The organism is Mesorhizobium sp. M7A.F.Ca.CA.004.04.2.1, assembly GCF_004022825.1.
Taxonomy (GTDB): domain Bacteria; phylum Pseudomonadota; class Alphaproteobacteria; order Rhizobiales; family Rhizobiaceae; genus Mesorhizobium.
On sequence record NZ_RZPH01000052.1, the window covers coordinates 1 to 12664 of the forward strand.

15 protein-coding genes are annotated in these 12664 nt (G+C 62.3%); 2 read left to right on the forward strand and 13 right to left on the reverse strand.

What is annotated here, in order from left to right:
• The 10 genes from ispH to coxB all read right to left on the reverse strand — a co-directional run.
• The coding region (ispH, locus tag EN893_RS04355) for a 4-hydroxy-3-methylbut-2-enyl diphosphate reductase (RefSeq protein ID WP_128361418.1) at positions 1-820 on the reverse strand (820 nt) is incomplete at its 3' end.
• 88 nt (positions 821-908) lie between these two features.
• Positions 909-1664, reverse strand: a complete 756-nt coding sequence (locus EN893_RS04360; protein WP_164748751.1) for an SURF1 family protein — start codon at positions 1662-1664, stop codon at positions 909-911.
• The gene (locus tag EN893_RS04365) at positions 1661-2065 is read right to left on the reverse strand and encodes a DUF983 domain-containing protein (protein ID WP_127270316.1); all 405 of its coding nucleotides are present in this window, start codon (positions 2063-2065) and stop codon (positions 1661-1663) included. Before EN893_RS04365 ends, EN893_RS04360 begins: the two co-directional genes overlap by 4 nt.
• Positions 2066-2121: 56 nt before the next feature.
• Positions 2122-2613: a L,D-transpeptidase family protein gene (locus EN893_RS04370; RefSeq protein WP_127270319.1), complete on the reverse strand. Its 492-nt coding sequence runs from the start codon at positions 2611-2613 to the stop codon at positions 2122-2124.
• 93 nt (positions 2614-2706) lie between these two features.
• Positions 2707-3588 carry a cytochrome c oxidase subunit 3 gene (locus EN893_RS04375; protein ID WP_127270321.1) on the reverse strand — a complete coding sequence of 294 codons (882 nt, stop codon included), beginning with the start codon at positions 3586-3588 and terminating at the stop codon, positions 2707-2709.
• A gap of 1 nt (position 3589) precedes the next feature.
• Positions 3590-4222, reverse strand: a complete 633-nt coding sequence (locus EN893_RS04380) for a cytochrome c oxidase assembly protein (protein WP_127270322.1) — start codon at positions 4220-4222, stop codon at positions 3590-3592.
• Entirely contained in the window at positions 4222-4380 is a 159-nt protein-coding gene (locus EN893_RS04385; protein ID WP_013532777.1) for a hypothetical protein, read from the reverse strand. The genes EN893_RS04380 and EN893_RS04385 overlap by 1 nt, the downstream gene beginning before the upstream one ends.
• A 2-nt stretch (positions 4381-4382) precedes the next feature.
• Positions 4383-5327: a heme o synthase gene (locus EN893_RS04390; RefSeq protein ID WP_127270323.1), complete on the reverse strand. Its 945-nt coding sequence runs from the start codon at positions 5325-5327 to the stop codon at positions 4383-4385.
• 75 nt (positions 5328-5402) lie between these two features.
• Positions 5403-7055 (reverse strand): cytochrome c oxidase subunit I, encoded by a 1653-nt coding sequence (gene ctaD / locus EN893_RS04395; protein ID WP_023808611.1) that lies wholly within the window; start codon positions 7053-7055, stop codon positions 5403-5405.
• Positions 7056-7093: 38 nt separating this feature from the next.
• Positions 7094-8110, reverse strand: a complete 1017-nt coding sequence (gene coxB / locus EN893_RS04400; RefSeq protein WP_164748750.1) for a cytochrome c oxidase subunit II — start codon at positions 8108-8110, stop codon at positions 7094-7096.
• 259 nt (positions 8111-8369) lie between these two features.
• Here coxB and EN893_RS04405 point away from each other — a divergent pair, with 259 nt between their 5' ends.
• Entirely contained in the window at positions 8370-8924 is a 555-nt protein-coding gene (locus tag EN893_RS04405) for an invasion associated locus B family protein (protein ID WP_013532781.1), read from the forward strand.
• Positions 8925-9078: 154 nt separating this feature from the next.
• A complete protein-coding gene (gene tldD / locus EN893_RS04410; RefSeq protein ID WP_127270324.1) occupies positions 9079-10491 on the forward strand; it encodes a metalloprotease TldD in 1413 nt (470 codons plus the stop codon).
• Positions 10492-10531: 40 nt separating this feature from the next.
• On the opposite strand, the gene EN893_RS04415 is transcribed toward tldD, so the two are convergent.
• The 3 genes from EN893_RS04415 to EN893_RS04425 form a co-directional block, all read right to left on the reverse strand.
• Positions 10532-11038, reverse strand: coding sequence for an RES domain-containing protein (locus EN893_RS04415; protein ID WP_127270325.1), 507 nt, complete (start codon positions 11036-11038; stop codon positions 10532-10534).
• Entirely contained in the window at positions 11031-11402 is a 372-nt protein-coding gene (locus EN893_RS04420; RefSeq protein WP_127270326.1) for an antitoxin Xre/MbcA/ParS toxin-binding domain-containing protein, read from the reverse strand. Before EN893_RS04420 ends, EN893_RS04415 begins: the two co-directional genes overlap by 8 nt.
• 76 nt (positions 11403-11478) lie before the next feature.
• A partial coding sequence (locus EN893_RS04425) for a class I SAM-dependent RNA methyltransferase (protein WP_164900716.1) occupies positions 11479-12664 on the reverse strand: 1186 nt, incomplete at its 5' end.

Sequence of the window (12664 nt, forward strand, 5' to 3'; positions counted from 1 at the left end):
CAAGCGTCGAAATGTTGCCGATGTCATTCCACGGAATCTCGGCGGCGCGCTGCACGAGAAGCGACATCGTAGCGCCCGCACGCTCCGCCACTTCGACAAGGCGTCGCGAATTGGAGGAATTGGGGGCGCCGACGATCAGATAGAGATCGGCGCCCGGCGCGGTGTCCTTGACGGCTTCCTGGCGGTTGGTGGTGGCATAGCAGATCGATTCCGCCGCTGGTGCCTGCAGCGCCGGAAAGCGATCCTGCAAGGCGCGGATGATGCCGGCGGTGTCCTCGACAGACAATGTGGTCTGGGTAACGAAGCCGAGCGCCTGCGGATCGGCGGGCGAGAGCTTTGCGGCATCGGCTTCGGTTTCGATCAGCGTCACCGCTCCGTCCGGCAGTTGGCCCATGGTGCCGATCACTTCGGGATGACCGGCGTGACCAATCAACAGCACATGGCGGCCGAGCCGCTGATGGCGCATCGCCTGCTTGTGGACCTTCGACACCAGCGGGCAGGTGGCATCGAGATAGAAGAGATTGCGCGCCTTCGCATCCGCCGGCACCGATTTCGGCACGCCATGCGCCGAGAACACGACGGGCGACTGCCGATGTTCGGCCGGTATCTCGGAGAGTTCCTCGATGAAGACGGCGCCAAGGCTTTGCAGCCCCTCGACGACGTAGCGGTTGTGCACGATCTCATGGCGGACATAGACCGGCGCGCCATATTTCTTCAGCGCCAGCACGACGATCTGGATGGCACGGTCGACACCGGCGCAAAAACCGCGCGGCTGGCAGAGCCGGATCGTCAGAGGTGGTTTGGTGGTTGTCTGAAGCATTAAATCCGGGCCGGTTGATCAAAGCCGAAATGAAGTGCGCACCCCTGCCCTGTCAAGGGCATCGGTTGAAAGGGGGCATCAGCCGCGTTCATTCGTCTTTCGCGGGACGGCGAAGCCGCAGGATGAGCACGGCTGCGAGCGCCGCGGCAAGCCCGTACCAAGTCATCGCATATTGGAGATGGCTGTTCGGGAGGTCGATGATGGTGACGCCGCCAACCGGCAAGCCGCCTGGGTTTGGCGTCTTGTCTGCGTCGATGAAGATCGGCACCAGCGCGGCGCCCGCCGGCAGACCGGCGCTTGCAGCCATCACGTCGCGGTCCTTCCAGTAGAAGATGTTCTTCGCCACGTCGTTGTCGGGAAGCATCATCGACGGCTTGCCCGGCAGCGGGTTGCGGGCCAGCCCGGTGACCGTCACACTGCCAGCCACCTGTCCCTTGGCGCGCTTGGCGGCGTCCTTCAGATCGTAAGGCACGAAGCCGCGATTGATCAGGACGAAGCGTCCGTCGTCGAGCGCCAGCGGCGTGTAGACATTGAAGCCGGCATCACCCTCCCAGGTCGCGTAGAAATGGCGTTCGCCTTGATGCAGGAACGTGCCGGTGACGGTGACAGGCGTATAATCGACATCGCCGGTGGCGGCGAACTCTTTCTCGACCGCAACCAACGGCAACGGAGCCGAATGGGTGCGCTGGTCGATGGTCTGCAGAAGGCCTTCCTTCCAATACAGGCGCTGCATCTGCCAGGTGCCGAGCACCAGCAGGATCAGGAACAGCACAAGGCCAAGGCCGAGCAGCAATGCCGATCGCGGCCGCGAACGACCGTCAGTTTTAATGGAAGCCTCGCTCATTCGCCGCGATCCAGCCGGCCCTCGGCCGCTTGGTTGCGGTATTGCAGCGTCAGCAGCACGCCCTTGATCAGCCGCAGCGCCGTCAAGCACAGCACAACAGCCAGCGGAATCCAGACCAGCAGATGCAGCCAGAGCGGCGGGCTGAACGTGACTTCTACCCAGAGCGCCAGGCCGACGATGATAAAGCCGATGATCAGGATCACGAACACCGCCGGCCCGTCGCCGGCATCAGCGTAGGAATAATCGAGGCCGCAATTGACGCATCGCTTGCCGACGGTGAGGAAGCCGGAAAATAGCCGCCCCTCGCCGCAGCGCGGGCAACGGCCATGCAGGCCGGCCGAGATCGGATCGATCGGCGGCCAGATCGCCCTATCTTCACTCTTGGAAGAGTCGTCGCTCATTGCTTACCGCTCGATTTCAGATCGACCGGCAACCAGTTCATCTTGCCACTCATTGCCTACCGCTCGATCTCGATCGGTGTGCCATCGGCCACCATCGCCCAGATTTCGTCCATATCGGAGTCCGTAACCGCAATGCAGCCGTCGGTCCAGTCGACCAATTGAAGCAGCCAGCCCCACCAGCCATAACCGTTTGGCTGGCCGTGGATCATGACCATGCCGCCCGCGTCGACATTGCGCGCCCTGGCGGCCGCCAGATCGTCGGTATTGGGGTACGAAATATGGATCGATCTGTGCGCGATGCTGTTCGGGTTGCGCCAGTCGAGGACATAGTTCCCCTCGGGCGTGCGTTGATCGCCCTCCTGGTGCTTATGCCCGACAGGATCGCCGCCGAGTGCGATGCCGTAGCTGCGCAGGATCTTGCCGTCGCCGATGAGTTCCAGCCGGCGTTCGGCTTTGTGGACACGCACCAGATCCACCTTCTCGCCGGCAAAGGCCGGGAGTGCCGCGATCATCAATGCGCAAATGGCCCGGAAAATTGTCAGCCGCATTGGCTATCGATCAGCGATCATTGCGCCAAAAAGAAGAAGGCGGCCACATTGCCGCGGCCGCCCCTCCCCAAACGGAAATTCCTCAGGCCAGGATCAGTGGCCCTCGATCACCGCGCCGACCGATCCCCAGACGTAGATCGAGGCGAACAGGAACAGCCAGACCACGTCGACGAAGTGCCAGTACCAGGCGGCCGCCTCGAAGCCGAAATGTTGTTTGGGGGTGAAATCACCCTTCATCGCCCGGATCAGGCAGACCAACAGGAAGATGGTGCCGATGATGACGTGGAAACCGTGGAAGCCGGTCGCCATGAAGAAGGTGGCGCCATAGATGGAATCCTTGAAGGCGAACGGAGCATGCATGTACTCGTACGCCTGCACCATGGTGAACAGCATGCCGAGGCCAACAGTCAGCACCAGGCCGTTGATCAGGCCTTTGCGATCGCCATGGATGAGCGAATGGTGCGCCCAGGTCACCGTGGTGCCGGACAGCAGCAGGATGACGGTGTTGTAGAGCGGCAAATGGAAGGGGTCGAGAACTTCCATGCCCTTCGGCGGCCAGACACCGCCGGTAAACGCGGTGCGGGCATATTGCTGGACTTCGCTCGGAAACAGGCTGGCATCGAAATAGGCCCAGAACCAGGCAACGAAGAACATCACCTCCGAGGCGATGAACATGATCATGCCGTAGCGCAGATGCAGCGACACGACACGCGTGTGATGGCCCTCATGCGCTTCCTTGATCGTGTCCGACCACCAGGCGAACATGGTGTAGAGGATGATCACGAGACCGATGAAGAACAGCCATGGATTGGCGATGTTGAAGCCGAAGATCGGGAACGAGCCGCCCTTCAGGTATTCCATCAAGCAGACGCCGCCAAAGGCGGCGACAAGTGCGCCTACCGATCCCAGGAAAGGCCACGGGCTCGGGTCAACGAGATGATAGTCATGCTGTGGTTTTGCGTGCGCGTCTGCCATATCAACCCCCGAGATTTGCTTCGGTATTCGAAATTGTCTTGCTATTGCCCTTGGCCGGCTCCGAGGAGGCGACCGGCTTGGCCTTCTCGACCGGGAACATCGTATAGGACAGCGTGATCGTCTTCACGTCCTTCAGTTCCGGCACATTGACGATGTCGGGGTCCACGTAGAACAGGACCGGCATGTCCAGTGTCTCGCCGGGCTTCAGCGTCGTGTCGGTGAAGCAGAAGCACTCGACCTTGTTGAAATAGGGACCCGCCAGTTCAGGCTGCACGTTGAAGGTGGCGCGGCCGGTCACGGGACGATCGAACTTGTTGGTCGCCTGATAGTGCGCCTGCACGGTCTCGCCGATCTTCATCGTCATCGAGCGCTGGACCGGCTGGAACTCCCACGGCACGCCAGCGATGTTGGCATCGAAGCGGACGGTGATCTCGCGGTCGAGCACGCGGCCGGCATACTGCTTCTCGGCACGTTGCGTCGTGCCGCCATAGCCGGTCGCCTGGCAAAACATCTTGTAGAGCGGGACCGCGGCATAGGCCATGCCGATCATGCCGGTGAAAAAGGCGAGGCAGACAGCCGCGACGATGACGTTGCCGTTCTTGCCAGCCGCTTTTTTGGAGGTCCCGACGCTCATCACATCGTGCCCAGATTGTGGCCGAACTTCACGATCGTCGCGATGTAGAAAATGACCACCAGCAGCGCCAGCGCCACACCGATGGCGATAGAACGGCTGCGCTGCGCCTTCTTCTGACGCTCGGTCAACGTGACGGTCTCGAGCTTTTCCTCGATCATGGTCATGCTCCACCCATGGCAAGCGCGCGTTCGACAACGCTGTCGGCCAGATAGGCAGCGAAGATGGCGAAGAGATAAAGCAGCGAATAGGCGAACAGGGCCTTGGCCGGTTTCATGACGCGGTCATCGTCGGCCATGCTAAGCACTTTCCACGCGTACCAGACAAAACCGACTCCCAGAAGCAGGGCGGCCACGCCATAGAACGGCGTGGTGTAGCCAAGCAGCCACGGCAGCACGCCGACCGGGGCCAGCACCAGCGCATAGGCGAAGATCTGGCGGCGGGTCGAAGCGTGGCCGGCGACGTTGGGCATCATCGGAATGCCGGCCTTGGCATAGTCCTCGGACTTGAACAGCGCCAGCGCCCAGAAATGCGGCGGCGTCCACAGGAAGATGATCAGGAACAAGACAATGCTTTCGAGGCTGACTGTCCCGGTCACCGCGGCCCAGCCGATCACGGGCGGAATGGCACCGGCGGCCCCGCCGATGACGATGTTCTGCGGCGTCCAGCGCTTCAGCCACATCGTGTAGACGACGGCGTAGAAAAAGATGGTGAAGGCGAGCAGCGTCGCCGCCAGCCAGTTGACCAGCACGCCGAGCGTCATCACAGACAGCACCGACAGCACCAGCCCAAAGGTCAGGGCTTCGTGCGGCTGGATGCGACCGGCGGGGACTGGGCGGTTGGCGGTCCTGGTCATCACGGCATCGATGTCGGCATCGTACCACATGTTGAGCGCGCCGGAGGCACCAGCACCTATTGCAATAGCCAGGATGGCGATCACCGCCAGCAGAGGGTTGATGGTCACGGGTGCGGCGACCAGGCCGACAAAGGCGGTGAACACCACCAGCGACATGACGCGCGGCTTCAGCAGCGCGAAGAAATCGCCCGCCGTCGCTTCCGACATGCGAAAGCCCGCTTCGTCAATCAATGGGTCGTCGACAAGGGCCATGCGTACTTAAGTCCATCATCCGTTGGCCAAAACCGCCGGCGGACCGGCGGTTTCGTATTCGAGCGGGCAGCCGCCTTACTTGATTTTCGGCAGCTGTTCCCACTGGTGGAAGGGCGGCGGCGACGGCAGCTGCCATTCGAGCGTCGTTGCGCCCTCGCCCCATGGGTTGGCGCCGGCGATCCGCTTCTTCTGGAAGGCCTCGAACACACCATAGAGGAAGATCAGGACGCCGATGGCCGAGATATACGAGCCGATGGACGACACATAATTCCAGCCGGCGAACGCATCGGGGTAGTCGATGGTGCGGCGCGGCATGCCGGCGAGACCGAGGAAGTGCTGCGGGAAGAAGATCAGGTTCACGCCGACGAAGGTGACCCAGAAATGGGTGTTGGCGATGACGGGCGAATACATGTAGCCGGTCATCTTCGGGAACCAGTAGTACCAGCCGGCGAAGATGGCGAACACCGCGCCCAGTGACAGCACGTAGTGGAAGTGGGCAATGACGAAATAGGTGTCATGCAACGAGCGGTCGAGGCCGGCATTGGCCAGCTGGACGCCGGTGACGCCGCCGATGGTGAACAGGAAGATGAAGCCCAGCGCCCACAGCATCGGCGTCTTGAACGAAATCGACCCGCCCCACATCGTCGCGATCCAGGAGAAGATCTTCACGCCTGTCGGCACCGCGATGACCATGGTGGCGAAGACGAAATAGCGCTGCGTGTCGAGCGACAGGCCGGTCGTGTACATGTGGTGCGCCCACACGATGAAGCCGACGGCGCCGATCGCCACCATGGCATAGGCCATACCGAGATAGCCGAACACCGGCTTCCTCGAGAAGGTCGAGATGACGTGACTGATGATGCCGAAGCCCGGCAGGATCAGGATGTACACTTCAGGGTGACCGAAGAACCAGAACAGGTGCTGGAACAGGATCGGGTCGCCGCCGCCGTCGGGCGCAAAGAAGGTGGTACCGAAATTGCGGTCGGTGAGCAGCATGGTGATGCCGCCGGCCAGGACCGGCAACGACAGCAGGAGCAGGAAGGCGGTGATCAGCACCGACCAGGCAAACAGCGGCATCTTGTGCAGCGTCATGCCAGGCGCGCGCATGTTGAAGATGGTGGTGATGAAGTTGATGGCGCCGAGGATCGACGACGCACCGGCAATGTGGATCGACAGGATCGCCAGATCCATGGCCGGCCCGGGCTGGCCCGAGGTCGAAAGCGGCGGATAGAGCGTCCAGCCGCCACCGACGCCAAAGGCGCCCGGCGCGCTCGGCACGAACATCGAGGTGAGCAGCAGGATGAAGGCCGGCGGCAGCAGCCAGAAGGAGATGTTGTTCATGCGCGGGAACGCCATGTCGGGCGCGCCGATCATGATCGGAACCATCCAGTTGGCGAAACCGCCGATCAGCGCCGGCATGACCATGAAGAAGATCATGATCAGGGCGTGCGCGGTGGCGAAGGCATTGTACATGCTCTTGCCGCCGTCGATCGCGGCGTCACCGTTCATGCCATAGACCATCTGCGCCAGGCCGCTGAATATCTGGATGCCAGGCTCCTGCAACTCCATGCGGATGGCGACAGACAAGGCACCGCCGATGATGCCGGCCATGATCGCGAAGATCAGGTAGAGCGTGCCGATGTCCTTGTGGTTGGTCGAATAAACCCAGCGGACCCAGCCGTGATAAGGCTTGTGGTCGTGCCCGTCGTGAGCTGCAGCGTCTGCCATGTTCCGCTCCGTTCCCTAAATCTTGCTAACCCGCGGCATCAGTTGCCGGCGGACGCTACCTTGTTCTGGCCGTCGACCTCGGCCATCAGCGTCTTGTTGGCGCCGGGCAGATCGGTCTTGGCTGCCGCCAGCCAGGTCTTGAACTGCGCATCGGAGACGACGCGGATGGCGATCGGCATGAAGGCATGGTCCTTGCCGCAGAGCTGCGAGCACTGGCCGTAAAAAATACCTTCCTTCTCCGCCTTGAACCAGGTCTCGTTGGTGCGGCCCGGAATGGCATCGATCTTGATGCCGAACGACGGCATGGCAAAGGAGTGGATCACGTCGGTCGCGGTGACGAGCACGCGGGTCATGGTGTTGACCGGCACCACCAGTTCATTGTCGACCGCGAGCAGGCGCGGATAAACCTTGCGGTCCTCCTTGCCGGCGGCGGCGCGGTCGGTGTCCTGAAGGATCGCGGAATTGAAGGAGAGCGTGTTTTCGGTCTGGTACTCGTAGTCCCAGTTCCACTGGTTACCGGTCGCCTTGACGGTCAGCTTCGCTTCTTCCGGCGGCGTGTATTGCGCGGTCAGCAGCTGGAACGAGGGAATTGCCAGGCAAAGCAGGATGACGACCGGACCGACAGTCCAGATCACCTCGATCAGCGTATTGTGGCTGGTCTTGGACGGAACCGGGTTCGCGCTCGCACGGAATCTGACGATGCAATAAGCGAGGAGAAGCAGCACCAGGATGGTGATCGGAACGATGAACCACATCGTGTAGTTCCCGAACCACTCGATCTGCCGCATCATGTCGGTCGCCGGCGCCTGGAAGGTTGTCTCCCAGTTCTTGGGCTGGTCGGCATGGGCGGATGCGCCGGCGAAAAACGTGACAGCGGCACAAGCACTTAGAAACTTGGCACTTGCTGGAACCTTGGCGTTTGCCAGGAAATTTCTCATCGCCCTCATCGTCTCCCAGTTCCTCGCTGCGGTACCCACGAGAATAACGAACAATGCCGGGACGGGAATCCCGACAGTTTCAAGCTGGTTCAAACCATACTCTTTTTCCCTCCGCAAGAAAGGAGCGGACGAAACCGTGCGGCATTTTTGCGCGCAAGCCCGGATATGCCTTTGGAGGCAGCCGCGGCAGCACCGAATCGCCTACAGTGAGCCCGCAGCAGCATTCCCGCGGGCCGCAGGTGCCGAACGTCGCAATTCGGGCGAAATTGGCAGGGAAAAGCGCCCAATTGGCTTTTTCGGGGCAGACCTGGTGCGGTCTCGTCCTTTACTTGGCTTTGGCGCGGCTTAAAGTGCCGTGATTCGCAATGGAGCCGTCATGAATTACTGGCTTTCGAGAAACTCTCGGTTTTCGAGAAACTGGGCGAAGGTCATCTTTTTCGCCGCCCTGTCTGGCATCGGCTTGTCCGCGATCGTGTCCGGCACGGCGAACGCCGCGCAGCCGAGCGGCACCGTGCGCTCGACACATGGCGCATGGTCGATCATCTGCGACACGCCGGCCGGTGCCACCTCGGAACAATGCGTGATGATGCAGAACGTCGTCGCCGAGGACCGTCCGGAGATGGGACTGTCGGTCGTGGTGCTGCGCACCGCCGACAACAAGGCGGAGATCCTGCGCGTGCTGGCGCCGCTCGGCGTGCTTTTGCCCAACGGGCTCGGCCTCAATGTCGACGGCAAGGATATCGGCCGCGCCTATTTCGTGCGCTGCTTCCAGGACGGCTGCTATGCCGAGGTGATCCTCGAAAAGCCGCTTCTCGACACGCTGAAGACCGGCACGTCGGCCACCTTCATCGTTTTCCAGACCCCGGAAGAAGGTATCGGCATCCCGGTCGACCTCAAGGGCTTTGCCGACGGCTTCGCCGCCCTCCCCTGAAAGCCCGGCGACATCACCGGCTTCAACCAGAAGTGACTTCGACGGGCTGCTGGCAAACCGCTTTTGTCGTTACAATGCGGCAGAGCGATTGTCTCGGCGTGCCTTCGCGCCTACATCGTGGCAAAGACCCATTCCTCCTGTGAACGGATGCGCCATGAACAGCCTGATCGGCCAATTCGACATTTCAGACGATCGCATCAAGCGGATCGTCGCCGATACCATCAACGGCGCCGATGACGGCGAACTGTTCCTCGAATACAGCGAGAGCGAAGCGCTGATGTTCGACAATGGCCGCCTGAAGACCGCCAACTTCAACACCGACCAGGGGTTTGGCCTGCGTGCGGTTGCCGGCGAAGCCAGCGGCTATGCGCATTCCAGCGACCTCTCCGAAGCGTCGCTGCTGCGCGCGGCCGATGCCGTTTCAACCGTCAAGGGCGGTTATTCCGGCACGCTTGCCGCCGCACCGGCCCGCACCAACCGCCATCTCTATGGCGAAGAGAACCCGATCCCCTCGCCCTCCTTCGAGGCCAAGGCAAAGCTCTTGCAGGAAATCGACGCCTGGCTGCGCGCCGAGGATCCGCGCGTGCGGCAGGTTTCGGCATCGCTCGCCGCATCCTGGCAGCATGTCGAGATCGTGCGCGCCGATGGCCAAATGGTGCGCGATATCCGCCCGCTGGTCCGCATCAACGTCTCCGTCGTGGTCGGCGATGGCGACCGCCAGGAGAGCGGCTCCTACGGCATGGGTGGCCGCAAGGCGTTTGGCGAATTCCTGGTCGAGGACAGCTGGAAGCACGCCGCCAAGGAGGCGCTCAGGCAAGCTCTGGTCAATCTCGAGGCCATACCGGCCCCGGCCGGCACTTTCGACATCGTCTTGTCTAGCGGCTGGCCGGGCGTCATGCTGCACGAGGCCGTCGGCCATGGGCTGGAAGGCGATTTCAACCGCAAGAAGACCTCGGCCTTCGCCGGCCTGCTCGGCCAGCAGGTCGCCGCCAAAGGGGTCACCGTCGTCGACGACGGCACCATGCCCGAACGGCGCGGCTCGCTGACCGTCGACGATGAAGGCACACCTTCGGCCCGCAATGTGCTGATCGAGGATGGCAAGCTGGTCGGCTACATGCAGGATCGCCAGAATGCCCGGCTGATGGGCATGAAGGCGACCGGCAACGGCCGCCGCGAAGGCTATGCCCACCAGCCGATGCCGCGCATGACCAACACCTATATGACGGCGGGCGACATGGAGCCGGACGAAATCATCGCCTCGGTCAAGAACGGCATCTATGCCGTCTCGTTCGGCGGCGGCCAGGTCGACATCACATCGGGCAAATTCGTGTTCGGCTGCACCGAGGCCTACATGATCGAGAACGGCAAGGTGACGCAGCCGATCAAGGGCGCGATGCTGATCGGCAACGGTCCGGACGCCATGCACCGCGTCTCGATGATCGGCAACGACATGAAGCTCGACACCGGCATCGGCATGTGCGGCAAGGCCGGACAGGGCGTGCCCGTCGGCGTCGGCCAGCCGCATCTGCGCATGAACCAGATGACGGTGGGCGGCACCAGGGTTTGATAAGAACAGTCGACGAGCTTACTCGCCCATCTGAGTTGCCCTAAAGCCAGGATGCCGGCGATTTCGGCAGACGACGGTCGGGGTCGACGACCTCCAGGCGCGGCGCGCCATCCTCGTTCCAGCGCCAGAGCGCAACGCAGGTGCCGCCGGGCGACATGAAGGACGGATAGATCACGCCGTTCACCCCATCGGCAAGCAGGCGATCCCGCAGCTTGTGGGTCTCGGGCACAAGGCCCTGATCCAGCATGTCTCGCCATTCGCATTGGTGAATGCCCGCCGTCATGGCCAATTCGCTCAGCATTGCGGCATCGGTCAGATCGGCCAAGCGCGCGCCCGAGAGCTCAAGTTGGGCAATTAACGCCGGATGCTGGACAAAGCCCTGATTGTACTCCGCCCAGGCGGTGGACAATTCGCGCGCCGCATAGATCGTTGAAGCGCCAATTGGATTCCAGCGACCGCCGAAGTGGGCAGCGCCCTCGCCCGAAAGCGGCAGATGCGCCCAACGCGGTACGAAGGCCCGCCACAAGGTCAGGCTGATCTCAGGCATACACGCCGGAGCGGACGGCCTCCAGATAGGCCAGCACCTTGTCCGTCTTGCCCTCGCGAACCAGGTCGTAGGCGGTCTTTCCCGCCCAGCCGGGGATCGGCTGGTGCTTAAACCAGATCGCCGCACGTTGCTCGCCGCCGGCCATTTCACCGGCCATCGACAGGATGCGGACGATCGGGCTGAGGGCGGCGTCGACCTTGCGCGCGCCGGCCTTGGCGGCAAGTGTGTTGCGCGCGACCCCGATCAGGCCGGCCAATTCGGTCAGGTTGACACCAAGCTGTTCCGCGACACGCCTTGCCGAAAGGTAAGGCGACCGTTCCTCGCCAAAGCGTGACGCCGGAACTTCGAGGGCTGCGGAGTTCATGACGATTACCTAGCATAGTTTGATGCGTACGGTATCAAAATAGGCCCAATTCACGCGCAACTCAAGCACAAGCGACCTACCGCCTCCGCTTCGGCTTCTCCAGCAACGCCACGGCCTCAACATGCGGCGACCACAGGAACTGGTCGATCGGCGTCACGCTTTTCAGGATGTAGCCGCCGTCGATGAGGATGCGCAAATCTCGCGCGAGCGTCACCGGATTGCAGGACACCGCGGCGACGTACGGCACATCCGAGCGGGCGATCTGCTTCGACTGGTCCTCGGCGCCGGCGCGCGGCGGATCGAACACCACACCGTCGAAGGCATTCAATTCCTTGAACGTCAACGGCCGGCGGAACAGGTCGCGGCGTTCACCCGTCACCCGCTTCAAGCCAGTGGCGAAACGCGATCCACGGTCGAGGGCCGAAAGGGCTGCCGCATCGCCCTCCACCGCATGAACTTCCGACTTCGCGGCCAGACGCAGAGCAAAACTGCCGCAGCCGGCGAAAAGATCCGCCACCTTCTTGGCACGCTTCAGATGTCCGCCGACGATATCGGCCATCGCCTGTTCGGCGGCCTCGGTTGCCTGCAGGAACGCGCCCGGGGGCAAGGCGACAGCGACGCTGCCGAACATGACAACAGGCTTTTTCGGCTCGATGATGATCTCGTCATCGATGGACAGCCTGGCAAAGCCCTGCGCCATGACGAAATTGGCAGCGATGCGGCGCTGATGCTCCCCCAGCTTGCCGGATTCGTGAACCGCGACATCGAGACCCGAACCGGTCACGGTGACCGCTAGCCGGAACGATTTGGTGGTTGCGCAGACCAATTCGGCAAGCGCCTTCAAGCGATCAAGCGAAGCGACGATCTCAGGAAGCGAGATCGGGCATTCCGATATGGCTATGATCTCCGGCGACAGATGGCGATGGAAGCCGAGCAGCATGCCTGTATCGGTGCGCCGGGCGGCCAGCACGACACGGCGGCGCGTCTGCGGCGCGCAGGCGACCAGTTCGCCGATCTCGCAATCGATGCCTTTGCCCTTCAGGATGTGCGCCACTTTTTCGCGTTTCCACTGGCGATAGGCTCCGGCTTCGAAATGCTGGAGCGCGCAACCACCGCATTCGGTGAAATGGCGGCAGGCGGGATCGATGCGCTGCGGCGATGCTTCCAGCACCGCCATCAGCATGGCGCGATCCCTTTCGCGCGCGGCGGTGACCGTTTCACCGGGCAGTGTGAAGGGAATGAACAGATCGCCTGTCTCGGTC